The following is a 26,088-nucleotide window of genomic DNA, read 5'->3' as shown; positions in this document are numbered from 1 at the left end:
CCCGAAACATCGACACTTTTGGTGGCTTATTTCCTGCGGTTTTATCATTGGAATCCTGCGGTTTTGGCTGTAAAAAGTGTGGATGCTTCAGGGGTCCAAATAAGGTCGTTCACTTCTCGGGAAAAGTATTAGACCTGGTTATGGGAAGGCTGTCCGGATGTGGCCGCGAGGCTTGCGAAGGCCAGATCGGGGCGGTCGCCAAGGCTGTTTGGGTAATTTTGGGGCTGATTGGGGCGGTCGCCGGGGTTGTCTGGGCGACTTTGGGTGTGGCAGGGGTAATTGCCGGCGATACCGAAGCAACTTGGGGTCTGCCGGGATGATTGCCGGTTATGTAGAGGCGGTATCAGCCTCGATTGGGATGGTTATTGGAGCTGCCGAAGCGGTTTTGGGTGCCACGGCGCCCTTTTGGCTTAGCACATAAAACAAAACAGCCCAGAGGCATAGCATCTGGGCTGCGAACATTTGGTGGGCGTTAGAAGATTTGAACTTCTGACCTCTTCCGTGTCAGGGAAGCGCTCTCCCCCTGAGCTAAACGCCCGATCAAGGGTGCGCAAGTGCGCAAGGGATAATATAACGGAGCTTGAACTCGGTGGCAAGAATATTTTTTAAAATCGCTAACGTTGTGGAATCAAAGGGCTTTGTCGCGCCCATTTTAAAAGAGCTCGCTGCCGTGATTTGGCTATCGCATAATGCAAAGCCGTTGCGATGCCGAACCATGGAAGAGACGTCCGCGGAATTGTCCTACCGATAAGCGGACAAGCCCCCAGCTGGTGCCTTCGCCGTGGTAAGGTAAGCCGAATTGTTTCCAGGCTGTTTCGGGGGAGCGGGATGAGCAAAGAGCGTGTCGAGCAGGTCGAAGGCGCAGGGGCTTCGGTGCCGATGACCGATATATCGAACATTGATGTGCCCGAGGGCACCGATGAGCTCAGCCGCAGCACCCGCCGTGCATGGCGCGACCGCCTCAACGATGCCCAGACGCGCAAGATGATCGTGGGCATGTTGGCTACGCTCGTGGGCGGCTCGTTTTGGGGCTTCTCGGGCACCAGCGCGAGTTTTTTGTTCGATACCTACCATGTCGATACGCTGTGGCTTATGAGCATACGACAGATTCTCGCCGGCCTGCTCTTTATGGTCGTGGTTGTCACGCGCGACCGCGCACGCCTGGTCAAGCTTTGGACGACGCCCGCTGATCGCAAGCAGCTGCTGCTCTTTACCGCTTTTGGCCTGCTCTTTAACCAGTTTTGCTATCTTTCGGCCGTGCGCCTGACCAATGCCGGAACCGCGACGGTCCTTCAGTGCCTGCAGCTGGTCATCATCATGGGATATACCTGCATCACCGATCGCCGCAAACCGCGCATGCGCGAGGTTATCGGTATTGGCCTGGCCCTTGGCGGCACGTTTTTGATCGCCACCGGCGGCGACCCCACGAGCCTGAGCATCTCGCCGCTCGGTCTGGTGGCGGGTCTTATGTGCGCGGTGAGCGCCACCTGCATGGCGGTGATTCCCGCCAAAATTCTGCCAGAATACGGCAGCCCCATCGTTACGGGCTCAGCCATGCTCACGGCAGGCGTGGTCTCGTGCGTTTTCGTGCAGCCGTGGGCCCATATGCCGGCGCTCGATGCCGCCGGCGTCGAGGCGCTCGCGGTGTTTGTGGTCGTGGGCTCGTTTTTGGCGTACATGCTCTATATGCAGGGCGTCAAGGACATCGGCTCGGTGCGCGCGAGCCTCATCGGGACCGTGGAGCCGGTCTCGGCAACCATTACCAGCGCCGTTATGCTGGGCACGGTATTTTTGCCGACCGACCTTATCGGCTTTGCCATGATTATCGTAATGATGTTTTTAACGGTGTAGCCCCCGCGGTTGCTATTAAAGGATAATGGGCTGGCGGCGCGTTGCTTTGGCGGCGCGCCTTTGTCTATAGAGAGGACCTCTTATGAAGTACTTTGGCACCGACGGATTTCGCGGCGAGGCCAACGTTGGGCTGACCGTGGAGCACGCGTACAAGATCGGCCGCTTTGTGGGCTGGTATTACGGCGCCAGGCGCGGGGCCAAGGCGCGCGTGATCGTGGGTAAGGACACGCGTCGCTCGAGCTATATGTTCGAGGCGGCGCTGGTGAGCGGTCTGGTTGCGAGCGGTGCAGACGCCTATATGCTGCATGTGATTCCTACGCCGGGCGTGGCGCACCAGACCGTGGAGGGCTGCTTCGATTGCGGCATCATGATCAGTGCGAGCCACAATCCGTTTTGCGATAACGGCATTAAGCTGGTCAACAGCGACGGCTTTAAGATGGACGAGGACGTGCTGGAGCTCATCGAGGACTACATCGATGGCAAGAGCGAGGTGCCGCTGGCCACGGGCAACCACATTGGCGCCACGGTTGACTACATGCAGGGCCGCAACCGCTACATCGCCTCGCTCATTGCAAGCGCGAACTTTTCGCTGCAGGGCGTCAAGATTGGCATTGACTGCGCCAACGGCTCGGCGTCCTCTGTCGCCAAGCCGGTGTTCGATGCGCTCGGCGCCGATGTGCGCGTGATTAACGCCGCACCCGACGGCTTTAACATTAACGTCGACTGCGGCTCTACGCATATGGAGCGCCTGCAGCGCCATGTGGTGGAGCAAGGCTTGGACGTGGGCTTTGCCTACGACGGCGATGCCGACCGCTGCCTGGCCGTGGACGAGCGCGGCCGCGTGGTCGACGGCGACCAGATTCTGTACGTGTGCGGCGTGTATCTTAACAAGCACGGGCGCCTCTCGGGCGGTACCGTGGTGCCGACGATCGCCAGCAACTTTGGCCTGATTAAGTCGCTGGAGCTTGCCGGCCTGAGTGCCGTGACCAGCGGCGTGGGCGACCGCCACGTGTATGCCAAGATGCGCGAGGGCGGCTACAGCCTGGGTGGCGAGCAGACGGGCCATACGATCTTTGGCGATATCGAGCGTACGGGCGACGGCATTATGACCTCGCTGCGTGTGATGGAAGTGATTCGTGCCGAACGCGAGACGCTTTCGCAGCTCGCGGTGCCGTGCAAGCTGCTGCCGCAGGCGCAGGTTGCCGTACGCGTGGCGGACAAGGATGCTGCGCTGGGCAACATGGGCGTGCAGGCCGCCATTGCCGAGGCCGAGGCGGCGCTGGCGGGCGAGGGCCGCGTGCTGGTGCGCAAGAGCGGAACCGAGTCGGTGATTCGCGTTTTGGCCGAGGCCCCCGACCAAGACGCCGCCGACGCCGCCATGAAGCGCATCGCCGCCGCGCTGGAGGCTCTGTAGTTACGCGGTTTTACCAAACCGCGTAACCGCTCGACGCTACAAACGGCCCCAAGCGGCAATCTGGCGTTCAATTTCAAGGGCGCGACCAGAAGGTCAGCGCCCTTTCATTTCACGTCACCTTGCTCGCTTGGGGCCGTTTTCGCTGACGTTGCCAAGACATCGACGTCAACATGGTTGGCGTTGGCGATGGCGTGCTGGTCAATCCTTACAGCTGGTACAGCGTGGTGAACTTGTCCTGCAGGTAGCTGCAGTAGTAGCGGGCATCGAATGCCATACCGCACGCGCCCTTGATGAGCTCCGGCGCGTCCTTGGCGCGGCCCCACTGCCAAATGTGCTCGCCCAGCCAAGCGCGGACGGGTGTCAGGTCGCCGCTCGCACAGGCGCCGTTAAGGTCGACACCGTCGCGGCACATGGCCGGCACAAACATGGCATCGTAGGCGCTGCCCAGCGCATACGTGGGGAAGTAGCCAAACGAGCCGCCGCTCCAGTGCGTATCCTGCAGGCAGCCGCGCGTGTCGTCGGGAACAGGAATGCCCAGGTACTCGTCCATAAAGCGATTCCAAAGCGCGGGGATGTCCTTGGCCGTGGCCTCGCCGGCAAACAGCATGCGCTCAATCTCGTAGCGCACCATAATATGCAGCGGGTAGGTGAGCTCGTCGGCCTCGGTACGGATCAGCGACGGCCGAGCGATGTTCACGGCGTGGTAGAGCGTGTCCTCGTCCACGTTGCCGTAGACCTCGGGCGCGTGACGGCGCAGCACTTCGAGCAGCGGGCCCATAAAAGCGCGACTACGGCCTACGGTGTTCTCGAAAAAGCGGCTCTGGCTCTCGTGAATGCCCATGGAGGTGCCGCCCTCCAGACACGTGCGCGCGTAAGCGGGATTGACGCCCAGCTCGTACATGGCGTGCCCCGCCTCGTGGATGATGCTATAGACGTTGGAGATGCAGTCGTCCTCGTAGATGTGCGTGGCGATGCGCGCATCGCCCACCGAGAAGCCCTCGCTAAACGGGTGCTCGGTAAAGGCGAGCGTGGTGTCGTCCAGGTTAAGGCCGACGAGCTTCATCAGGTCGAAGCTCATGGCGCGCTGGGCGGCCTCGGGCACGCGGGCATGCAAAAAGTCGGCAGTAGGCTGCTGTCCGCGCTCGCCGATGGCGTGAACGAGCGGCACGACGGTGGCCTTGACCTCGTCACAAAACGCATCGAAGCTCTTGGCGGAAAGGCCGCGTTCGTACTGGTCGAGCCAAACATCGTATGGGTCGTGCTTGGGGTCCATGAGCTGGGCCTGATGCTTGAGCTGGGCGACGATTCTATCCACGTAGGGCTCAAAGCTCGCCCAGTCGTTGGCCGTCTTGGCCTTGTGCCACACGGCGTCGGCCTCGCAGGTGAGCCTGGTCCAGGCCTCGGCCTCCTCAGTAGGGATAACGCTTGCCTCGCGCTGGTCGCGGCCGAGCACACGGATCTCGTCGAGCAGCTGCGGGTCGTCGATCTTGCCGCCGGCGACGGTCTCGTGTGCCAGCGAGCCTACAAGCTCGACGGACTTTTTGCTGGTCAGGAGCTTGTGATGTTCGCCGGCAAGGGTGCCCATGGCATCGGCGCGGGCCGCAGCGCCGTTGGCGGGGGCAATCGTCGCGCCATCGAACTCGGCAATCTTGAGCAGGTACTCGCGGGTCCATAGTTTGCCTTCGAGCTTGCGGAGCTTCTTGATGCCCTTGCCCGCCTTGGCGTTCTTAGAGGCCTTGGCCACGGCGGCCTTGGCCTTCTTATCGAGTTTCTTTCCCATACCTATATCCTTGATCTCGCAGACCGGACGCCACGGGTGGGCGTGCGGCCAGTTTGCACAGCTACCTGCCTTGTACCCAGTGCGAACAAAACGGAACGCGGCGATATGCTCGCAGAATGTGTTATCCTATAGCCCAATGCGTTGACGGAGAGGGTTTTGCCCGCCGCGTCGCCGGCAAGAGAGGGAAGGTCATGGGCTGCAAGCCTTCCTGCGGTGGCAAGGGCCAAGCGTTCACTCCCGAGCAGCAACCTCAACGGGCGCGCGGCCAGTGGCGGCGAAGCCCCAGTAGGGAAGCCGTGAGCCTCGCGATAAGGGGCACAGAGTGGGCACGGCGGGCCAGACATCCGCCGGGTCAAACAAGGTGGTACCGCGGAATTCAACCGTCCTTGGGCAATGCACATGCCCGAGGACGGTTTTTTGTTACCGAACCGGGCCGCGTTTTTGCAACGCCAGACGGCGGCAGTCGTCCTGGCGAGCGGGGAACGCGAGAGACGAAAGGGAAGACATGAGTCTGATTGATGATCTGGTCAAACTCGAGGAAGAGGCCAAGGAGCTCGTCGCAGGCGCCGACGACGCCGCCAAGCTCGAGGCTGCGCGCGTTGAGCTGCTCGGCCGCAAGGGTCGTATTACCGGCCTGATGCGCATGATGGGCAAGCTCGCCCCCGAGGATCGCCCCGTGATGGGCAAGCGCGCCAACGAGATGCGCCAGCTGATCGAGGGCATGCTCGACGAGCGCACCACCGAGATGAAGGCCGCCGCCCTCAAGCACGCACTCGAGCACGAGGCCGTCGACATCACGCTGCCGGGCATTCGTCCGCAGATCGGCCACCAGCACCTGATCAAGCAGATCATCGAGGAGGCCGAGGATATATTTAGCGGTATCGGCTACACCGTCGAGTCCGGTCCCATGGTCGACACCTCCTACTACAACTTCACCGCGCTCAACGCCCCCATGGATCACCCGAGCCGCTCGGCCCGCGACACCTTCTATGTGGTCGACAACAACCCCGGCAGCGTCGCGCACCCCGAGGCGCATGCCCACGGCGAGTCCGACGTGCTGCTGCGCACCCAGACCTCGGGCGTGCAGATTCACACCATGGAGTCTCAGAAGCCGCCCATCTACATGATCTGCCCGGGCACCGTCTACCGTCCCGACACGGCCGACGCCTGTCACCTGCCGCAGTTCAACCAGATCGAGGGCCTGGTCGTCGACGAGGGCATCACCTTTGGCGATCTTAAGGGCACGCTCGACTACTTTGTTAAGTGCATGTTTGGCGAGGACCGCAAGACGCGTTACCGCCCGCATTTCTTCCCCTTCACCGAGCCTTCCTGCGAGGTGGACGTGAGCTGCCACGTCTGCGGCGGCAAGGGCTGCAACTTCTGCAAGCACAGCGGCTGGATCGAGATCTTGGGCTGCGGCATGGTCGACCCCAACGTCCTGATCAACTGCGGCATCGACCCCGAGAAGTACACCGGCTTCGCCTTTGGCATTGGCGCCGAGCGCGTCGCTGCCCTGCGCTACGACCTGCCCGACCTCAGAACGCTCATGACAGGCGATATGCGTTTCCTGAATCAGTTTTAAGTTGACCTGTCCCGGCGGCTTCCCGAGCCGCCGCACCTTGCCCCTCAAACCGTCGCTTGCGTACCCAAGTACGCGGCGCTCCTCTTTCGGGGCAATCTGCGGCACCTCGGAAACCCGTCTCCGTAGCTGGAGTTTTCCGTCTGTTTATTGCAGACGTTACAGATGAAAGGAGACCAGTTAGATGCGTGTTTCTTACGACTGGCTCAAGACCATGATCGATATTCCGGAGGATCCCAAGACCCTTTCGGACGAATATATCCGTACCGGCACCGAGGTCGAGGCGATCGACACCGTGGGCGAGTCCTTCGACCACGTGGTGACTGCCAAGGTGCTTACCAAGACCCCGCACCCCGATAGCGACCATATGTATGTGTGCTCGGTCGACGTGGGTGACAAGAACCTCGACGCCGACGGCAACCCCGCTCCGCTGCAGATCGTCTGCGGCGCGCAGAACTTTGAGGCCGGCGACCACATCGTCACGGCCATGATCGGCGCTGTCCTGCCCGGCGACGTCAAGATCAAGAAGAGCAAGCTTCGCGGCGTCGTGTCCATGGGCATGAACTGCTCCGCGCGCGAGCTCGGCCTGGGCGGCGACCACTCCGGCATTATGATCCTGCCCGAGGATACGCCCTGCGGCATGCCGTTTGCCGAGTACGTGGGCTCGAGTGATACCGTGCTCGACTGCGAGATCACGCCCAACCGCCCCGACTGCCTGTCCATGATTGGCATGGCCCGCGAAACCGGTGCCATTTTCGATCGCGATTTCCACGTTGAGCTGCCCGCCATCAAGGCGGAGACCGGCCGCGCGACCGACGACGAGCTTTCGGTCGAGATCGCCGACGAGGGCCTGTGCGACCGCTATGTCGCCCGCATTGTGCGCAACGTGAAGGTCGGCCCCTCGCCCGACTGGATGGTCAAGCGCCTTAACGCCCTGGGCGTGCGTCCGCACAACAACATCGTCGACATCACCAACTATGTGATGATGCTCACCGGTCAGCCGCTGCACGCCTTTGACCTGGACACCTTTGCCGAGCGCGATGGTCATCGCCGCGTGGTGGTTCGCGCCGCCCAGCAGGATGAGAAGTTCACGACCCTCGACGGCGAGGAGCGCACGCTCGACGCCGGCATGGGCCTTATCACCGACGGCGAGCGCCCCGTGGCGCTGGCCGGCGTTATGGGCGGCATGGATTCCGAGATCGAGGACGACACCGTCGACGTGATGGTCGAGAGCGCCTGCTTCGACGCCGGCCGCACCTCGCACACCAGCCGCGACCTGTCGTTGATCTCCGACGCTTCCATCCGCTTTGAGCGCCAGGTCGATGAAACCGGCTGCGTGGATGTGGCCAATGTTGCCTGCGCGCTCATCGAGGAGATCGCCGGCGGCGAGGTCGCTCCCGGCTACGTAGATGTGTTCCCCGCGCCCAAGACCATCGACAGCATAAAGCTGCGCCTGGCCCGCGTGCACGCCATCTGCGGCGCCGACATCGAGCCCGATTTTATCGAGCGCTCGCTCACCCGCCTGGGCTGCACCGTCGAGCGCGACGGCGAGGACTTTATGGTTACCCCGCCGAGTTTCCGCCCCGACCTGCCGCGCGAAATCGACCTGATCGAGGAGGTCCTGCGCCTGTGGGGCATGGGCCGCGTGACGGCGACCATCCCGGCTGCCAAGAACCACATCGGTGGCCTGACCCGCGAGCAGAAGCTTACCCGCAAGGTCGGCGAGATCCTGCGCGCCTGCGGCCTCAACGAGACCACGACCTTTGGCTTTGCCGCGCCGGGCGACCTGGAGAAGATCGGCATGTCCACCGAGGGCCGCGGCTGCCCCGTGGTACTTATGAACCCGCTGGTGGCCGAGCAGACCGAGATGCGCCGCTCGCTGCTGCCGGGCCTGCTGCAGTCTGTGGCGTATAACGAGGCCCATGGCACGCCCAACGTGCACCTGTACGAGGTCGGCAGCCTGTTCCACGGCCGCGAGAACGCCAGCCTGCCCAAGGAGACTAAGTCCGTGGCGGGCGTGCTCTCGGGCCAGTGGAGCGAGCAGTCTTGGAACATGAAGTACCGCAAGTTGCGTTTCTTCTTTGGCAAGGGCATTGTCGAGGAGCTGCTCGCCCAGCTGCGCATCGAGAAGGTTCGCTTCCGTCCCATCGAGGGCGAGGGCTATGCCTTCTTGCAGCCGGGCCGTGCCGCCGAGGTTCTGTCTGGCGGCACCGTGCTGGGCTGGGTCGGCGAGATCCACCCCGAGGCGCGCGAGGCCATGGGTATCGACGAGGTCGTCGTTGCCTTTGAGCTCGACCTGGACAAGCTGATCAAGGGCGCCCGCAACCAGGAGAACTACCGCGAGTTCTCGCAGTACCCGGCTGTTGAGCACGACCTGGCTATCGTGGTCGACAACTCCGTGACTTGCGAGGACCTTGAGCGCCGCATTACCAGCGCCGGCGGCAAGCTGCTCGAGGGCGTGCGTCTGTTCGACGTCTACCGCGATCCGGTCCGCGTGGGCGTGGGCAAGAAGTCCATGGCCTTTGCGCTTACGTATCGCTCCGACGACCACACGCTTACCAGCGAAGAGGTCGAAAAAGCGCACCAGAAGATCGTCACCAAGGTGTGCAAGGGCGTAAACGGCGAGGTCCGCGGCTAGGTCCTGCACTGGGGTATGGGTCAGCGGTGGTTGCTGCCGAGCCTTACGTGACTGCTATCCTCGGTATAAGGCGCTGCTGAGCCTGCATATATGACACGCGCATTGCATAACGGCGTGCTGCTTTGTCGGCAGTGCGCCGTTTTGCTATGATAGCCCGTGGCGTGTTACGAATCTGACAATACGTAACACTGGCAAGGTGATTTAAGCGGCGTTGTAATTCTGTGCGCCGATAACCGGGAGGCGTACATGCACATTCCAGATAATTATCTGTCCCCGCAGACCGATGTCGTCATGGCAGTGGCGATGGTGCCCGTTTGGGTTCACTGCATCAAAAAGGTGCGCGCCACGCTCGACCGCGAGCACATGGCGTTCCTGGGTATCTGCGCCGCGTTCTCCTTTTTGCTCATGATGTTCAACGTGCCGCTGCCCGGCGGTACCACGGGTCACGCCGTCGGCGGCGCGCTCATCGCGCTGCTGCTGGGCCCGGAGGCCGCGGCCATCGCGGTTTCGGTCGCGCTGGCGCTGCAGGCGCTGCTGTTTGGCGACGGCGGCATCCTGTCCTTTGGCGCCAACTGCTTTAACATGGCCTTCGTGCTGCCGTTTGCCGCCGCTATCGTGTTCCGTGCGCTCAACAGCCGTTTGCACGACAAGAGCTGGGGCACCTCGGTTTCGGCCGTCGTAAGCGGTTGGGTCGGCCTGTGCCTGGCGGCCCTGTGCACGGCGATCGAGTTTGGTATTCAGCCGATGTTCTTTACCAACGCTTCGGGCGCTCCGCTGTACTGCCCCTTCCCGCTCTCTATTGCCATTCCGGCCATGATGATCCCTCACATGTTGGTAGCCGGCGTGGTCGAGGGCGTGGTGACGGCCGCCATCTACGGTTTCATTAAGAAGACGGCGCCGAGCGTTATCGTCGGGCCCGAGGCCGCCGATGGCCAGCTTGCTGCCGAGGGCGCTGCTGCCAAGAAGACCTCACTGGTCCCCACGCTCATCCTGGTCGCCGTGCTTGTCGTGGCCACGCCGCTCGGCTTGCTTGCCACGGGTGACGCCTGGGGCGAGTGGGACGCTGAGGGCGCCGCGACCGCCGTTCAGGAGGCTGGTGACGACAGTCTGCAGACTTCGGTCGGTCTCGATACCCCGACCTTTGCCGATGCACTGCCCACGGGCGATTATCTGCAGGCCTATTCCGAGGAGCAGGGCCTTGGCTTTGCCGGCCAGGCCGCGATGTATATTCTTTCGGGCGTGATTGGCGTGGCGGTGCTCACCATCGCATTTCGCCTGATCTCGCTGACGGTTAAGGAAAGCGGTGCTCATGGCGACGGTCGAGCTGCCTAGCTGGCTTGCGGCCGAGCAGCGTTATGAGCCCGCGGGGGCTCGGCATCGTGTGATGCAAAAGAATGTCCTGCATCTGGCGAGCCTGCTTGAGCGGGTTCGCCTAGGTGGCGGCGTGCATAAGGGCGGGTCGATTATCGACCGCGCCCTTTCTTCCGTTTCGGCGCCAGTGCGTTTGGTGGGGATGTTCGTCTGCGTCCTGTGCGTATGCCTGACGCAGAGCCCGCTGTACTTGATGCTGATGACAGCGATCGCGTTGGTGCTCGTTGCGGTGCGCCCCGTACGCGGGCTGCACGCGACCTTTGTGCCGGCGTTGGCTGCCGCGGGGTTTGCCGTGGTTTTGGCGCTGCCTGCCCTGCTGCTGGGCGCTTCTGCCACGGGCGCCATGCTCAAGATTGCGCTCAAGACCTTTGTTAATGTGTCATTGGTGCTGGGCGTTTCGTGGACGCTTACCTGGAGTCGCATGTCGGCGGCGCTTAAGATGCTGCACCTGCCCGACGAGGTTATCTTTACGTTTGATATGGCGCTCAAACACATCGAGGTGCTGGGTCGCACGGCGCACGACCTGTGCGAATCGGTCATGCTTCGCAGTGTGGGCCGCGCGCCTGCAGGATTTTCGCGTACCGATTCGATCGCGGGTATCATGGGCATGACCTTTATCAAGGCGATGGAATGCAGCCGCGCGATGGACGAGGCTATGCTTTGCCGCGGTTTTGCCGGCGCATATCCGGCGCCTACACGGAACGGCTTTGGCTGGCGCGACGCGGTCTATGCGGCTGTTGTGGTGCTGCTCGCCGTGTTGTGCGCGGTGCTGTAGCGCGGGCGGTCAAGCCGTCGATGTGAATAGGGAAGGGCGACGTTTTGGCAAACGATACAAATGGTGCGATGGGTGCGAGCGGTGCTGCCGGCGCCAAGGCCACGCCGCTCATCGAGTTTCGCGACGTGGTGTTTTCCTATGCGGGCCATACGGTGGTCGATGGCGTGTCGCTGCAGGTTAATCGCGGTGAGCTGGTTGCGCTGCTTGGACCCAACGGCTGCGGCAAGACGACGATCATGCGGCTTATCAACGGGCTTGAGCTTGCGGATGCGGGTACGTACCTGTTTGATGGACATGTGGTCGATGCGGCATATCTCAAGGATTCCGCGATGGCCCAGCGGTTCCATCAGCGCGTGGGCTTCGTGTTCCAAAACGCCGATGCACAGCTCTTTTGCGCCACGGTCGGCGAGGAGGTCGCGTTTGGCCCGGCTCAAATGGGGCTTTCGGCGGACGAGCTCGGGCGCCGCGTCCGTGATGCCATGGAGCTGTTTCAGGTTGCCGATCTGGTCGATGCTTCGCCCTATCAGCTTTCGGGCGGGCAAAAGAAGCGTGTGGCGCTGGCTGCCGTCGTGTCGATGAACCCCGATATTCTGGTGCTCGACGAGCCTACCAACGGACTTGACGAGGACTCTTGCGACATCGTGGTCAACTTTCTACTGGCCTATGTTGCTGCCGGTAAGACGGTCTTGATGAGCACGCATCATCAGGATTTAGTACGACGTCTTGGGGCCCGTGCGATTTATATCGATCGATATCACCACGTGGTCGAGGCTCCCGTGCCATCATATGGAACCGAAAACGGTGCAGCAGAATAGTTGCCGCATAGTGGGGTTGCGGCCGCGCGCGTGACTTGCTGCGAATGGTATAGTTATCCGGGTTTTTACGGGGGTAGCTATGCCAAGTTGGAATATTCATATCGCTCAGACGGAACGACTTCTGGCGCGTGCCGGCGCGCTTGCCGATAACGTGCGCGACCGCAATGCCTTTTTGTTTGGCAGCGTGGTTCCGGACATTTTTGTGGGGTACATGGTTCCCGGTATTGCCGACCCCATCCCGTATCGCATCACGCACTTTGCCAAGCCCGAGCCCATTCCTAAGCCACGCGAGCATGAGTTTTGGGACACCTATGTGGCGCCGTTGCTTAAAGGTGCGCCGGCGGGTGCGCCGACTGCAGCGACCTCGATTGTCGAAGAGCGTGAAAGGCTCAATCGGGTGCACTATCCGCAGCGCTACAAAGACGCCGAGCCGGTTGACGGCCCCGGCGCCGCCGAGTTTTCGCTTGCGCCCGATGACGTGGCGCAGTCGCTGCTCGATTTGACGCTGGGCGTTTGGTCGCATCTGGTGGCCGATACCGTGTGGAACACGCGAGTGAACCAATATCTCGAGGCGCGCGGCGGCAAGCCGTGCGAGGAGTTCCGCATTAAGAAGCAGGGAGACTTTGACTGGTTTGGCAAGACGCTCGGCATCGTTTCTATCCCGCGTGTGACCGATCGCCTCTATACCGCGGCGGCCCAGTTTGGTCAGTATTCGATTCCACAAGAGTATGTGCTCAAGACCATTGGCGTTATGCACGAGATTGTGCGCGAAAACCCCGGCGATCCGGATCATCCGCCGTACCGTCTGCTGACCGAAGAGTTCTTTGACGCAACGTTTACCGAGGTCGTCGAGCTAACCGAGGCGGGTTTTGCCGCCCGCGTTGCCGCTTCTGACGTCCCCGCAGTCCCTCTGATCGCTAGCTGCTAACCGGCTGACTTCGCGGTGAACAGTTCATCCCAATTGACCAATAGCTCCCGCCGAAGGGTTTCTGCGGCAGTGAGTTCCAGCTTAGATTTTGGAACGTAAGGGAGCCCCGCCTTTTTATGAATTAGCTCGGCGATGCTGTTAAAGCTCTTCGTGTCCTTGATTTGATCATAGGTTATCTGGATAGCGTCATAGCCCATGCTTGTGAGGGCGGTGGTGCGCTCGGCATCGGAGAGGCTCGCGGCTTCGCTGTCATGGGCGGAGCGGCCTTGGCATTCCAGAATGACGCCCATGCTGTCGGTGCTGCTCTCTATGAGGATATCGGCGTAGCAGCAGGTTTTGTCATACAGTGAGCGCGCGGCGTCGCTGAGTGGGATGCGCACGTTGTTTGCGATATTGATGCCCATGCCGCCCTCGTTGCGGGGGAGCGAGACAAGCATGGAGGTCTGTACTTCGAAGGGCGAGGCGGTCTGTCCCGTCATGTGCTCGGCCGCCCAGCGCAGTTGTTTAACGCCGCGCAGGCCTGCGGCCTGCTTGGCGAACGCGGCGATATCCGCTGCGGAAAGAAGCGGCGTGCGCTTCCACAAGTTGGTGTCATTGCCCTTGGTGTCGACAACACGTTTCCAACCACAGTCGGGCGGAATGAGCTTAAGCGAAATTGCTTCATCGAGCTGCTGCTGCGCCCGTTTACAAGGCGTGAACACTGCAAAGGAGCCGCACATCTCGTAGCAAGCCATGAGTAACTGGTTGCGTGAGACCTGCGTAGCAAGGTTGAGCAGCGTAAACTCGGGCGACGTGACATCAAATCCATGCTCAGTCTGCCTAAACGACCCAGGAGGCGGTTCCTGGGTTAGCAGACGGCTATGAAATAGCTTTCCGTTCGCGCGCTGTTTTCTTTCGCCCACGAATCTCCAGACTGGTGTGCCGAGCAAGTCTTTAAATACTGGTTGTTTTGAGTAATGCACCAAGCGATGGTCATGGTCGGGCGGCAGGATTGCCGGATAGAGTCCCAGTATCTGGGGCGGTATGCGATAGTACTGAAAAGCCGTGGGTCCGCAGGCAAGAAATGACATAGCGATCCGATCGTTTGAGCGTAGTTTGGGCTAGAAAAGCCATCGGTTTCGGAAGTGCGGGGAAAAAGACAAACAGGTCAACCACAAGCGGTATTTAAGCCAACTTTATCAGGGGTTTTGTTGAAATAAAAGGGCTTGTGCTCGGGGGTAGGCAATTTTTCCCCGCACTTCCGAAAACGTGGTAGATTTAGACCTTGCTAAAACGATTTATCAGCCCTGTGTGAGGTGCGGGTTTGCCACCGGGCGAACACTTTTAGCGCTTGGGGCTTTATTTTTTGGGCCTCGGAGGGCGGATTTCGCGCTTTTGGTAAAGAAATGGGTGCGTGTCATGCCGTGCGGTAGGCATCGGCGCACAGAAAAAGGGCCCGGAAGGCAAAGCCTTCCGGGCCCTTTTTAATGCAAATGTGCTTGCAAGTGCGATTTAGCGCACCTGAGCGACGTAGGCGACGTTGGTCGAGGAGACCTTGTCCTCAAGCTGGACGCTCATACGGGGATCGCCGGCGGTAGCGACGGTCAAATCGCCGGTCTCGACGTAGCCGAGCTCCTTAGCGGTCTCGATCGCCTTGACGATCGTGCCGTTGACGGTGCCCTGGGTAATCTCGGCCTTGTGCGGGATAACGCCCCAGTACATGATCATCTGCTGGACGGCCCACTCGTGGCGGGAGAACGCGCAGATCGGCATGTTGGGACGGAAGTGCGAGATCAGGCGAGCGGTACGGCCGGTGGTCGTCGGCACGGTGATGCACTTGGCGCCAACGGTGGTGGCCATGTTCACAGCGGACATACCCACAACGTTGTTGACGACGCGGGTGCCGTGAGCATCGGTCGGAACCTCGAGCGGAGCGTGAGCCGGGAGGTACTTCTCGGTCTCGAGAGCGATGCTGGCCTGCATCTTGACGGCCTCGACCGGGTACTTACCGGCAGCGGACTCGCCGGACAGCATGACGGCGTCGGTACCGTCGTAAATGGCGTTAGCAACGTCGGCAACCTCGGCGCGCGTCGGGCGCGGGTTCTGCTGCATGGAGTCGAGCATCTGCGTAGCGGTGATAACGGGCTTGTAGGCCGCGTTGCACTTGGCGATGATCTCCTTCTGGATGTGCGGAACGAGCTCGGGCTTGATCTCGATGCCCAGGTCGCCACGGGCGACCATGATGCCGTCGGAAGCCTCGAGGATCTCATCGAAGTTCTCGACGCCCAGGGCGCACTCGATCTTCGGGAAGATCGTCACGTGCTCGCCGCCGTTCTCGCGGCAAAGCTCGCGGATGCCGCGGACAGACTCGCCGTCACGGATGAAGGAAGCGGCGATGTAGTCGATGTTCTCGGTCAGGCCAAAGAGGATGTCCTGACGATCGCGCTCGGTGATGGCGGGCAGCGAGATGTTGACGTTGGGCATGTTGACGCCCTTGCGCTCGCCGATCAGGCCGTCGTTCTTGACGACGCAGGTCATGTCCTGGCCGTCGACGGACTCGACCTCGAGAGCAACCAGGCCGTCATCGATCAGGATGAGGGAGCCCTTCTCGACCTCGGAGGGCAGAGCCAGGTAGTCGAGGGAGATGTGCTCAGCGGTGCCGTGGAAATCCTCGGACGTGGGCTGAGCGGTGACGACGATCTTGTCGCCGGTCTTGACGGCAACCTTCTTGCCGTCGACCAGAAGACCGGTGCGGACCTCGGGGCCCTTGGTGTCGAGCAGGATGCCGACGGGCATACCGAGCTCCTTGGAAATACGACGGACGCGCTCGATGCGACCGTGGTGCTCGTCGTAGGAGCCGTGCGAGAAGTTAAAACGGGCGACGTTCATGCCCGCCTTGATCATCTCGCGGATGGTCTCGTCGCTATCGCAGGCGGGACCCATGGTGCATACAATCTTAGTGCGCTTGTACATTCAGACCTCCATCTGACATCGTCTTGCGCTGATAGATAAACCATAAGAAATAAAACTGAGTTGATTATAACGAAATACCGACCGAATACCCCAAAAAATCGACCGTATGCCGAATTAGAAGTTCTTTTTTTACGGGAAAAACGGTATATGAAAAAACTTTACCAACCGCTCTAACCGCTGCTATCTGGGCGATATTTTAGTTTGGCGACGCGCCTAAGAAAAACGTTTTATCAGTATTGAGCATCACACGGTCCGCATCGTTGCATACGGACCATATTTCCAAATGGATTGTTTTGGCTAGACGCGTCGCTTTGGGGTACCATAGCTCCACTATCAACTGCCGCTCAGCACGGCAGCCTTGATGAGCCCTTGCCCTTCTCCTGGGAATTATGATCGGGCATCAATCTGCTGAGTGGCCCGAATCCCAGGAGGGGACTCTATATGCAAAAGGAATACCTGTCCGCCGCGGCGGAGGTGCTCAGCGACCAAGGTGTCGATGAGAACCTCGGCCTGAGCAACGACGAGGCGTCGTCGCGCCTCGCCAAGACAGGCCCTAACAAGCTTGAGGAAGCCGAGAAGACGCCGCTGTGGAAGCGTTTCTTTGAGCAGATGGCCGACCCCATGGTCATCATGTTGATCGTTGCCGCCGTTATCAGTGCGCTCACGGGCATGGTTAAGGGCGAGGCGGACTTTGCCGATGTCGCCATCATCATGTTCGTCGTTATCGTCAACTCGGTGCTGGGCGTGGTCCAGGAAGCCAAGAGCGAGGAGGCCCTCGAGGCCCTTCAGGAGATGAGCGCGGCGCAGTCCAAGGTTCTACGCGACGGCAAACTCGTGCACCTGCCGAGCGCCGAGCTCGTACCCGGCGACGTGATCATGCTCGAGGCGGGCGACTCCGTCCCGGCCGACTGCCGCGTGCTCGAGAGCGCCACGATGAAGATCGAAGAGGCCGCGCTCACCGGCGAGTCGGTGCCGGTCGAGAAGCACGCCAACGTGATCGAGCTTGCCGCGGGCACCGATGACGTGCCGCTCGGCGACCGCAAGAACATGTGCTACATGGGCTCCACCGTTGTGTACGGCCGTGGCCGCGCCGTCGTGGTCGGCACCGGTATGGATACCGAGATGGGCAAGATCGCCGGTGCCCTGGCCGAGGCCAAGGAAGAGCTCACGCCGCTGCAGGTGAAGCTCGCCGAGCTCAGCCGTATCCTCACCATTATGGTGATCGTCATCTGCGTCGTGATCTTTGGCGTCGACATCGTCCGCCACGGCGTGGGCAACGTCCTTACCGACCCGACTGCCCTGCTCGACACCTTTATGGTCGCCGTCTCGCTCGCCGTCGCTGCCATCCCCGAGGGCCTGGTCGCCGTCGTGACCATCGTGCTGTCGCTTGGCGTGACCAAGATGGCCAAGCGCCAGGCAATTATCCGCAAGCTCTCTGCCGTCGAGACTCTCGGCTGCACGCAGACCATCTGCTCCGACAAGACCGGTACCCTTACCCAAAACAAGATGACCGTCGTCAAGCACGAGCTCGCTGCGCCTAAGGAGAAGTTCCTGGCAGGCATGGCGCTGTGCTCCGATGCCCAGTGGGACGAGGAACTGGGTGAGGCCGTGGGCGAGCCGACCGAGTGCGCGCTCGTCAACGATGCCGGAAAGGCGGGCCTCACTGGTCTGACTGCCGAGCACCCGCGCGTGGGCGAGGCCCCGTTTGACTCGGGCCGCAAGATGATGTCCGTGGTCGTTGAGACCCTGGACGGCGAGTACGAGCAATACACCAAGGGCGCGCCCGACGTGGTGATCGGCCTGTGCACCCACATCTACGAGGGCGATAAGGTCGTCCCCCTGACCGAGGAGCGTCGTGCCGAGCTCGTGGCCGCCAACAAGGCCATGGCCGACGAGGCCCTGCGCGTGCTGGCGCTGGCAAGCCGCACCTACACCGAGGTCCCAAGCGACTGCAGCCCCGCCGCGCTCGAGCACGACCTGGTCTTCTGCGGCCTGTCCGGCATGATTGACCCGGTCCGCCCCGAGGTCGCCGACGCCATCCGCGAGGCCCACGATGCCGGTATCCGCACCGTCATGATCACGGGCGACCACATCGACACCGCCGTGGCCATTGCCAAGCAGCTGGGCATCGTCGCCGATCGCAGCCATGCCATCACCGGTGCCGACCTCGATCGCATGAGCGACGAGGAACTCGACGCGCACATCGAGGACTACGGCGTGTACGCCCGCGTCCAGCCCGAGCACAAGACCCGTATCGTCGAGGCTTGGAAGTCGCGCGACCAGATCGTGGCCATGACGGGCGACGGCGTCAACGACGCCCCGTCCATCAAGCGCGCCGACATCGGCGTCGGCATGGGCATCACCGGTACCGACGTTACCAAGAACGTCGCCGACATGGTGCTTGCCGACGACAACTTCGCCACCATCATCGGTGCCTGCGAAGAGGGTCGCCGCATCTACGACAACATCCGCAAGGTCATCCAGTTCCTGCTTTCGGCCAACCTTGCCGAGGTGTTCTCGGTATTTATCGCCACGCTCATCGGCTTTACCATCTTCCAGCCGGTGCAGCTGCTGTGGGTGAACCTGGTCACCGACTGCTTCCCCGCGCTCGCGCTGGGCATGGAGGATGCCGAGGGCGACATCATGAAGCGCAAGCCGCGCAACGCTAAGGACGGCGTCTTTGCCGGCAATATGGGCCTGGACTGCGTGGTCCAGGGCTTGATCATTGCCGCGCTGGTGCTGGCGAGCTTCTTTGTGGGCGTGTACTTTGACATGGGCTACATCCACATCTCCGATATGATCGCCGGCGTCGCCGACGAGGAAGGCGTGATGATGGCCTTCATCACGCTCAACATGGTCGAGATCTTCCACTGCTTTAACATGCGCAGCCGCCGCACGTCGCTGTTTAAGATGAAGAAGCAGAACAAGTGGCTGTGGGCCTCTGCCGCGCTGGCGCTGGTGCTGACGGTGATCGTAACCGTGCAGCCGACGCTTGCCGAGATGTTCTTTGGCCCCGTGACGCTTGAGCTCAAGGGCGTTATCGCCGCGCTGGGCCTTGCCTTCCTGATCATTCCGCTGATGGAGATCTACAAGGCGATCATGCGCGCGGTGGAGAAGGAGTAGGTCGAAAGGCCATCCTTCCCACCGGCCCGACCGCCTGCGGGGTTTCTTCTTCGATGGTCCTCGCGCTTCGCGCTGCGGGATCGTTCGGGAGAAAGGGCTTCCGGGGCGGGCCCTGCGGTATCCTTGCTGGCTTTTCTCCCGCGCGGATGATAAAGGGCTGAGGGAAAGTATGTGAGCTGGTCGGGCTTTGCCCGGCCAGCTCTTTTTGATTTAAAATACCTGCTCAGTTGTGATTTGTGGTGCTGGGAGGCGCTTGTGGGCAAGGCTAGGGCTAAGGCGAAGAAAAAGACGACGGGGGCGCGGGCCAAGCGTGATCGTCGTCGGAAGCTTGCGACCGAAGCCCCCGCGTCTGCCGAGGAGCTGCTGGCGAGCGTGCCGGGACTCGATGCGCTGCAGGATGTTCCGGCGTTTGGCGATCTGCCGGTCGCCGCGGCTCAGCAGGCAGCATTTGACGATTTTTGCGCCCAAGCCGAGGAGCCCGAGCAGATGCAGCTGGGTGCCGTGGTGCGCTTAGATCGCGGGTTTCCGCTGGTGGCGACGGCCGACGATACCTTTCGTGCCGAGCATGCCGTGGGGTTTGCCAAGTCGCGCGGCGAGGACGAGGTGCTGCTGCCGGCTGTGGGCGACCGCGTGGCGGTGCGTCGTGCGCCCGGGCACGACATGGGCGTAATCGAATGCGTCCTGCCGCGACGCACGAGTTTTGAGCGTTGGCGTGGCCGCGCCCGCGGCGAGCGTCAGGTGCTTTGTTCCAACGTGGATAGCGTGCTGATCGTGCAGGCACTTGGCGCCGGCGAGGTGCTGCTCGACCGCGTGGCGCGCTCGCTGGTGTTGGCGCTCGACTGCGATGCCGAGCCGGTGGTGGTGCTTACCAAGGCCGACCGCTGCGAGGCCGCGGAACTCGAGCGCGATCTGGATCGCGTGCGCCGTCTGGTGGGCCCGGACGTGCGCGTTATCGTGACGTCCTCTGCCGAAGGCCGTGGTTTGGATGAGGTGCGCGCCTGTGTTCCGGCGGGAACGTGCGCCATGATCCTGGGTGAGTCGGGGGCCGGAAAGTCGACGCTGCTCAATGCGCTGCTGGGCCACGATGCGCTGGCTACCGGTGGTGTGCGCGAGCGCGACGACCAAGGCCGCCATACCACGGTCGCGCGCGTGATGGTGGCGCTGCCGGGCGACGCCGGCGTCATTGCCGACGCTCCGGGCCTGCGCAGTTTGCCACTCGTTGGTCACGAGCGGGGCCTGGCGCGTGCCTTCCCCGAGATCGTCGAGGCGTCGCGTGCGTGTCGGTTTGGCGACTGCACGCATACCCACGAACCGGGCTGCGCCGTTCGCGAGGCCGCCGATGCCGGGCAGATCGATGGCCTGCGCCTGGAAACGTTCCAAAACTTGGCGTCATCCATGCGCGTGAGTGCCCAAATGCTCGATCCCGATGTCCATCTGTAATTGAATTTATCTATGACAGCCGTCTTCCAACTGTGCGGGAGGCGGCTTTTTTGCTGCCGATGCACCCTTAAATGAGCGTTTTGCCGAGACGCTGACCAAAACCTTGCCGCGGGCTTGACGGGTTGGTCAGCTCTTGGCTGGTAATTGGTTTGACACTTAAAACCAAGATGGTGATCGCGCTGTTTTGTTGCTTGGCCGCTCGGACAATAGTGGTACGGGCATCCCATCCGCCCAGTGCTGTCTTGAGAGGAGCTGCCGTGAACAAGAGCAAGCGCATCGCCATCAGTCTGGCAGCGGGCGTGCTCGCCGCGGCACTTTGCATGGTTTACGGGTCATCGGTTCGTTCGCGGGCTGAGCAGGCCCAGGCCGAAACCTTGGCCAAATACGGCGGCGATCGCGTCGAAGTTTGCGTTGCCGCACGTGATATCGATGTGGGTGAGACCCTCGACGAGACCAATGTCATAACCCAAGAGTGGCTCGCGAGCCTGCTGCCGCGCGATGCGGCGACCGAGCTGCGCCAGGTGCGTGGCGACGTGACGACCTCGCGTATTCCCAAAAATGCCGTGGTCTGCGATGTCTACACCAAAGCCGAGAGCCATACGCTCGAGGTGCCCAAGGGCAAGGTTGCCGTTTCGGTGGCGGTCGATGCCGAGCATTCGGTGGGCGGAGCCGCAGGCGTGGGCAGCTACGTGGATGTGTACGTGCAAAAAGACGGCGTGACCGATCGGCTGTGCGGCGCGTATGTGATCGATACCAGCGACGAGGCCGGTGCCACGCGCGAAGGCAAGGTCGAGTGGGTGACGCTGGCGGCCGACCCCAAAGACGTCAAGGAATTGCTGGGAGCCTCGGGCAAGGGAACGGTCAGCTTGACGATTCCCGCCACGGCACGCGGCAAAAAGAGCGGAGGCGACGAGTGATGAAGGCGATCTGGCTTGCGTGCTGCGCGTGTGGCGATTACGGACTGCTGCAGCAGGAAGTCGAGGGCCGCGATGCGGGCGCGCAGGTGCTTCGCGTGGGCGACCTAGACGGGTTGGTGTCTATGGCTCGGGCGTTTCCTTCGCGCCGTGGCGCTGCCATTATCGCGGCATCCCTGTTTGATACTAAAGATGTGCGAGAGACCGTCGCGCGCCTGACTGCCGAAGGACGCGTGAGCCGCGTCGTCGTGTTGATAGAGGCGCTCGATCCGTCGGATATCGAGGGGCTGTTTCGCGCGGGGGCGACCGAGGTCATCGCTGCGCACAGCATATGCGGCAGCGGACATGTGGGCGAGGGAGCGGTTGATTCCGATTGGGGCGTGTCGCCTGAGCCCGATGTTTTTGTTGATAGGGAACCCGGGGCGCCTCGCGCTACAAGAGGCCCGCGTGTTGATGACTATGGGAAAGCGGAAGCCGAGCATGTTCGGCGCCCCCCGGGCCCCCTTGCATGTGATGACGCCGGAGCGTCGGTGCCGTATGGTGAAGACCTCCTGGCCGTAGATATGGGATACGTGCACGGCGTGAGCCTGGCCGATGGACTCGATGAGGTCGAGGGCCTTGTCGCGGGTGATGGTCCGCACGTCGACGTGACAGCGGAATCCCCAGTTCCGCCCCTACCGTTTGAGCAGCCTGCCGTGCCGGCGTGGACGCAGCACTTGGGTGCGGCTGGCGAGACGGGGACGTTGCCGCCCACGTCGTCAGCCCCTGCACCGCTGGCAGACACTGCGTCGACGTCGCATCGAGCTCCGGTCATCTGCGCCGTCTCGGGATCGGGCGGATGTGGCAAATCGACGATTGTCGCCACGATGGCGCATGCCGCTTCGTTGCTGGGTCTGCGAGCTGCCGTACTCGATTTGGACCTAATGTTTGGAAATCTCTATGACTTGCTGGGCGCCGATGCCCCGCATGACATGGCGACACTTATCGAGCCGTCGGTCGCGGGCGCACTTGCGGAGCAAGACGTGGTCGCTGCATCGATGCGCGTTGCCCCAGGCGTTACGCTTTGGGGGCCTGTCGCAGCGCCCGAGCGCGCCGAGCTCATGGCGCGTCCGGTAGAGCTGCTGCTCGACATCTTGCGTCGTGAGTCCGACGTGGTCCTTATCGATACCTCGGTCTTTTGGGGCGATGCCGTGGCGGCTGCGGTGGCGGCGTGCGACCGTTGCCTTGTCGTGGGTGATGCGGCAGTTTCTTCCGCGACGTCTGCAGCGCGCGTCATTGAGCTGGCGAGCCGTGTGGGCGTGCCGCGCACGCGCATGAGCGCCGTATTCAACCGATTTGGCGCGCGTGGGGCGGACGAGGATGTCGCCATGCGCTTTGAGATTGCCTGTGCGTTGAGCTCCAAGATTCGTATCGCCGATGGCGGGCAGGATCTCGCCGCGCTCATGGCGTTTGGGCGCGCTGACGAGGCAGTGGGGCAGACCAGCGCTTTTGCGACCAGCGTGCGCGAGGCCACGCGTGAGATGCTCGTGGAACTGGGGTGCGCCGTAGGGCCTTGGAGCGATATGGTCGCCGACCGTGCAACGCGCACCGAACGCCCGCGCATCCGCCTTCCCTGGTCGCGTGAGGGTGATTGCCGATGAGCCTGCAAACGAGAATCAAAGCAGCCGGTGCGGCAGCGGCGACGGCACCTGTCGATGTGGGATGGCGCCGTGCGGTCAAGCGCCGCACCAAGCGGGCCGTGATGGACCGCGTGGGCTACGACGAGGTGGCACGCATCAGTGCCTACATCGATCCGGTTCTTGCCCGCTCGGAATTGCGTCCTGCGGTGGAGGCGGCACTCAACGTGGAAGAACCGACCGACCTGGCGACGCCCGAGCGTGAGACCATCATCAACGAGATCTTGGATGACGTGGTGGGCTTGGGCCCGCTGCAGCCGCTCATCGAGGACGACACCGTCACCGAGATTATGGTCAACGGTTGCCGCTCGGCTTTCTTTGAGCGCGGCGGGGTCTTATACCCCATCGAGCATGCGTTTGAGGATGACGAGCAGATCCGCGTGCTCATCGACCGCATCATCTCGCCGCTGGGCAGGCGTATCGACGAGCGCAGTCCCATCGTCAACGCCCGCCTCAAGACAGGTTATCGCGTCAACGCGGTGATTCCGCCCGTGGCGATCGATGGGCCGATCCTCACTATCCGCAAGTTCTCGGATCGCATCTGTTCGTTGGACGAGCTTGTGGGCCTGGGGTCGCTGCCGCTTTGGTATGCGCAACTGCTTTCGTGTGCGGTGTCGCTGCGCCAAGATTTGGCGGTTGCGGGCGGTACGGGGTCGGGCAAGACTACGCTGCTCAACGCGCTATCGTGCGAGATATCTACCGGCGAGCGCATCGTGACGATCGAGGATTCCGCCGAGCTCAAGTTCGCGCATCACCCGCATGTGGTTCGCCTGGAGGCGCGCGAGGCTTCAATTGAGGGTGAGGGTGCGGTGACAATCCGCGACCTGGTGACCAACGCCCTGCGTATGCGTCCCGACCGTATTGTGGTGGGTGAGGTACGCGGTGCGGAATGTTGCGACATGCTGCAGGCCATGAACACCGGGCACGATGGGTCGCTCACCACGCTTCATGCGGGCACCGAGCAAGAGACCGTGGTGCGTTTGACGCTGCTTGCGCGCTATGGCATCGATCTGCCGAGCGAGCTTATCGAGGAACAAATCGCTATGGCGCTCGACGGCATCGTGATGTCCGAGCGCCATGCGGACGGCCGGCGTTTTGTGTCCTCCTATTCGGGGGTGCGACGCGGCGCGTCGGGTGGCGTGGAACTCGAGCGCTACGTGACCTTCGATGCCGCCGAGCGCACCTGGACCCTCAACCGCGAGCCGCCGTTTATCGCAGAGGGCTTGCGCTCGGGAACGCTTACGCAGGAGGAGGTGGACGAATGGAGGTCGTTGTGCCCCTCGTCGTAGGGGGCCTTGCCGGGTTTTCGGTCGCGACGGTATGCGGAGTGGAGCCTCATGTGCCGCAGGTGCCGCCGGCGGAGCTGGTGCGCCATATGTTTGAATCGGTGGCCGAGAAGCTGCCACGCGAGCTGGTGAAAAATGATCTTCTAAAAAAGATCGCCCGCTCCTGGGTATCGTTGGTTCCCGTGCGCCGCATCGGTCTTGTCGTTGAGGATGATGCTTCACGCTTAGCGTTCCTGTTGCTATCGAGTGGCGTCTGCTGCCTTGCGCTTGCCGTGGTGTCGCTATCGCCCATCGGCTTTGTTTTGGGGGCGGTTGCGCCCTTTGCCGCGGGTGTCGCACGCGACATCTTTGACCACCGACGCGAGCAGCGCGATGTGGAGGAAGCTATGCCCGAGGCCTTTACGGCACTTTCCATGTCGCTTGCCTCGGGACATTCGCTGGCCCAGGGCATGCGGTTTGTGGGCGCTCACGCGCAAGAGCCGGTGCATACCGAGTTTCTGCGGGTGGCGGCGGCGATCGACTGTGGCATTTCGGCTGCCGATGCGCTCGACGACCTGCTTGTCCGCATCGACGCCCCCGGGCTTTCGCTTGTCACGTTGGCGCTCAAGGTGTCGCAGCGGACCGGTGCCCCGCTTGCCGATCTGCTGTCCGAGGCGTCGAGCATGGTGGGGGAGCGTATCGAGCTCAAGCGCCGCCTGGATGTCAAAACGTCGCAGGCGCGCATGTCGGCGCATATGGTCGCGGCGATGCCGGCGGGTATGTGCGCGGTGCTGGCCCTGCTTTCGGCAGATTTTCGCTACGGTCTCGCAACGCCGGTAGGCGCCGGCGCCGTGGTTCTGGGGCTTGCCCTTAACGGCGTCGCCCTAATGGTTATCCGGCGCATTATGCGGGTGGAGCTGTGAGCGCCCTGGTTGCCGCCGCGGCTTGCCTGTGCGCCTTCGGCGTATTTGTCGCGACGGGCCTGGAGCGCTCGGATGTGCGCAAGACCATGGAGATTTTCAGGGGCGAGGCGGTGCTGGTCGTTGCTGCGGCCCATTCGGTGATCGATGCCGCTATTGCGCGGGTGAGGGGCGCATTTGGCGTGGACAACTCAGCGCAGGTTTCGCTCGGTGAGGTGTCCGAGATGATTGATGTGGTGCGCCTGGGGCTTTCCGCCGGCCTTTCGTTCGATGCGGCGCTCGAGATCTTTTGCGCCAATCGTCGATCGGCGCTGACTGTTCGGCTTGAACGGGCATGCATGGCGTGGCAGGTGGGCGTGGGAGCGCGCGAGGACGAGTTGTTGGCGGCCGCGCAGGACCTGGACGTGCGGGCGCTCGAGACCTTTGCCATTACGGTGGGTCAAGCGCTCGCCCTGGGTGCCCCGCTTGCCGAGACCCTTGCTGCCCAAAGTCGCGAGATCCGCGCCGCCCATCGTGCCGCGGTCGAGCGCGAGATTGAACGAGCGCCCGTCAAGCTGCTGGTTCCCACCGGCACGCTCATCTTGCCGGCACTGCTGTTATCCATATTGGGCCCGCTGCTGGGAGCAGGCGGGATGATGTAGGGAGGA

At 62.2% G+C, this 26,088-nt stretch carries 19 protein-coding genes and 1 tRNA gene; 15 read left to right on the top strand and 5 right to left on the bottom strand.

The window, feature by feature from the left end; genetic code table 11:
- Positions 1 to 463: 463 nt before the first annotated feature.
- Positions 464 to 538 (bottom strand) — tRNA-Val (locus ACQQ92_RS04855).
- A 290-nt stretch (positions 539 to 828) separates the two neighbouring features.
- Between ACQQ92_RS04855 and ACQQ92_RS04850 the strand changes: the two genes are divergently transcribed.
- Together ACQQ92_RS04850 and glmM are read left to right on the top strand one after the other, a co-directional pair.
- On the top strand, positions 829 to 1,851 hold the full coding sequence (locus ACQQ92_RS04850; protein ID WP_427728446.1) for a DMT family transporter: 1,023 nt from the start codon (positions 829 to 831) through the stop codon (positions 1,849 to 1,851).
- A gap of 82 nt (positions 1,852 to 1,933) precedes the next feature.
- Positions 1,934 to 3,265: a phosphoglucosamine mutase gene (glmM, locus tag ACQQ92_RS04845; protein WP_427747843.1), complete on the top strand. Its 1,332-nt coding sequence runs from the start codon at positions 1,934 to 1,936 to the stop codon at positions 3,263 to 3,265.
- A gap of 205 nt (positions 3,266 to 3,470) precedes the next feature.
- Here the strand turns inward: glmM and ACQQ92_RS04840 are convergent, their stop codons facing one another.
- Positions 3,471 to 5,045 (bottom strand): carboxypeptidase M32, encoded by a 1,575-nt coding sequence (locus ACQQ92_RS04840; protein ID WP_427795930.1) that lies wholly within the window; start codon positions 5,043 to 5,045, stop codon positions 3,471 to 3,473.
- Between the two features lie 505 nt (positions 5,046 to 5,550).
- Between ACQQ92_RS04840 and pheS the strand changes: the two genes are divergently transcribed.
- The 6 genes from pheS (at position 5,551) to ACQQ92_RS04810 (ending at position 13,151) form a co-directional block, all read left to right on the top strand.
- Positions 5,551 to 6,627: a phenylalanine--tRNA ligase subunit alpha gene (gene pheS / locus ACQQ92_RS04835; protein WP_154517607.1), complete on the top strand. Its 1,077-nt coding sequence runs from the start codon at positions 5,551 to 5,553 to the stop codon at positions 6,625 to 6,627.
- 181 nt (positions 6,628 to 6,808) lie between these two features.
- Positions 6,809 to 9,262 (top strand): phenylalanine--tRNA ligase subunit beta, encoded by a 2,454-nt coding sequence (gene pheT / locus ACQQ92_RS04830; RefSeq protein WP_427795929.1) that lies wholly within the window; start codon positions 6,809 to 6,811, stop codon positions 9,260 to 9,262.
- A 246-nt stretch (positions 9,263 to 9,508) separates the two neighbouring features.
- Positions 9,509 to 10,594: a cobalt transporter CbiM gene (gene cbiM / locus ACQQ92_RS04825; RefSeq protein WP_427795928.1), complete on the top strand. Its 1,086-nt coding sequence runs from the start codon at positions 9,509 to 9,511 to the stop codon at positions 10,592 to 10,594.
- Entirely contained in the window at positions 10,572 to 11,408 is an 837-nt protein-coding gene (locus ACQQ92_RS04820; RefSeq protein WP_427795927.1) for an energy-coupling factor transporter transmembrane component T family protein, read from the top strand. Before cbiM ends, ACQQ92_RS04820 begins: the two co-directional genes overlap by 23 nt.
- 44 nt (positions 11,409 to 11,452) lie before the next feature.
- Positions 11,453 to 12,223, top strand: coding sequence for an energy-coupling factor ABC transporter ATP-binding protein (locus ACQQ92_RS04815; protein ID WP_427795926.1), 771 nt, complete (start codon positions 11,453 to 11,455; stop codon positions 12,221 to 12,223).
- Positions 12,224 to 12,302: 79 nt separating this feature from the next.
- Positions 12,303 to 13,151: a hypothetical protein gene (locus ACQQ92_RS04810; protein WP_427795925.1), complete on the top strand. Its 849-nt coding sequence runs from the start codon at positions 12,303 to 12,305 to the stop codon at positions 13,149 to 13,151.
- On the opposite strand, the gene ACQQ92_RS04805 is transcribed toward ACQQ92_RS04810, so the two are convergent.
- The gene (locus tag ACQQ92_RS04805; RefSeq protein ID WP_427795924.1) at positions 13,148 to 14,221 is read right to left on the bottom strand and encodes a hypothetical protein; all 1,074 of its coding nucleotides are present in this window, start codon (positions 14,219 to 14,221) and stop codon (positions 13,148 to 13,150) included. The two genes, ACQQ92_RS04810 and ACQQ92_RS04805, sit on opposite strands and share 4 nt — an antisense overlap.
- Before the next feature lie 421 nt (positions 14,222 to 14,642).
- The gene (gene pyk, locus ACQQ92_RS04800) at positions 14,643 to 16,103 is read right to left on the bottom strand and encodes a pyruvate kinase (RefSeq protein ID WP_427793920.1); all 1,461 of its coding nucleotides are present in this window, start codon (positions 16,101 to 16,103) and stop codon (positions 14,643 to 14,645) included.
- A 441-nt stretch (positions 16,104 to 16,544) separates the two neighbouring features.
- On the opposite strand from pyk, the gene ACQQ92_RS04795 reads away from it, so the two are divergent.
- Together ACQQ92_RS04795 and rsgA are read left to right on the top strand one after the other, a co-directional pair.
- Entirely contained in the window at positions 16,545 to 19,226 is a 2,682-nt protein-coding gene (locus ACQQ92_RS04795) for a cation-translocating P-type ATPase (RefSeq protein ID WP_427795219.1), read from the top strand.
- Positions 19,227 to 19,712: 486 nt separating this feature from the next.
- On the top strand, positions 19,713 to 20,666 hold the full coding sequence (gene rsgA, locus ACQQ92_RS04790) for a ribosome small subunit-dependent GTPase A (protein ID WP_427795936.1): 954 nt from the start codon (positions 19,713 to 19,715) through the stop codon (positions 20,664 to 20,666).
- A gap of 67 nt (positions 20,667 to 20,733) precedes the next feature.
- Here the strand turns inward: rsgA and ACQQ92_RS04785 are convergent, their stop codons facing one another.
- Positions 20,734 to 20,931, bottom strand: a complete 198-nt coding sequence (locus ACQQ92_RS04785; RefSeq protein WP_427795923.1) for a hypothetical protein — start codon at positions 20,929 to 20,931, stop codon at positions 20,734 to 20,736.
- On the opposite strand from ACQQ92_RS04785, the gene cpaB reads away from it, so the two are divergent.
- Genes cpaB through ACQQ92_RS04760 form a run of 5 tightly spaced genes read left to right on the top strand, consistent with a single transcriptional unit; the run spans position 20,924 to position 26,082 of the window.
- Entirely contained in the window at positions 20,924 to 21,583 is a 660-nt protein-coding gene (gene cpaB / locus ACQQ92_RS04780) for a Flp pilus assembly protein CpaB (RefSeq protein ID WP_427795922.1), read from the top strand. The genes ACQQ92_RS04785 and cpaB overlap by 8 nt on opposite strands.
- Entirely contained in the window at positions 21,583 to 23,220 is a 1,638-nt protein-coding gene (locus ACQQ92_RS04775) for an AAA family ATPase (RefSeq protein WP_427795921.1), read from the top strand. Before cpaB ends, ACQQ92_RS04775 begins: the two co-directional genes overlap by 1 nt.
- Positions 23,217 to 24,545, top strand: a complete 1,329-nt coding sequence (locus ACQQ92_RS04770; protein WP_427795920.1) for a CpaF family protein — start codon at positions 23,217 to 23,219, stop codon at positions 24,543 to 24,545. The genes ACQQ92_RS04775 and ACQQ92_RS04770 overlap by 4 nt, the downstream gene beginning before the upstream one ends.
- Entirely contained in the window at positions 24,518 to 25,444 is a 927-nt protein-coding gene (locus ACQQ92_RS04765) for a type II secretion system F family protein (protein ID WP_427795919.1), read from the top strand. The genes ACQQ92_RS04770 and ACQQ92_RS04765 overlap by 28 nt, the downstream gene beginning before the upstream one ends.
- Positions 25,441 to 26,082 carry a type II secretion system F family protein gene (locus tag ACQQ92_RS04760; protein ID WP_427795223.1) on the top strand — a complete coding sequence of 214 codons (642 nt, stop codon included), beginning with the start codon at positions 25,441 to 25,443 and terminating at the stop codon, positions 26,080 to 26,082. The genes ACQQ92_RS04765 and ACQQ92_RS04760 overlap by 4 nt, the downstream gene beginning before the upstream one ends.
- Positions 26,083 to 26,088: the final 6 nt, after the last annotated feature.

The organism is Collinsella sp. SGI.241, from assembly GCF_050312955.1.
Lineage (GTDB): Bacteria > Actinomycetota > Coriobacteriia > Coriobacteriales > Coriobacteriaceae > Collinsella.
The sequence above is the reverse complement of the archived record's forward strand: the minus strand, read 5'-3'. Positions and strand labels throughout refer to the sequence as shown.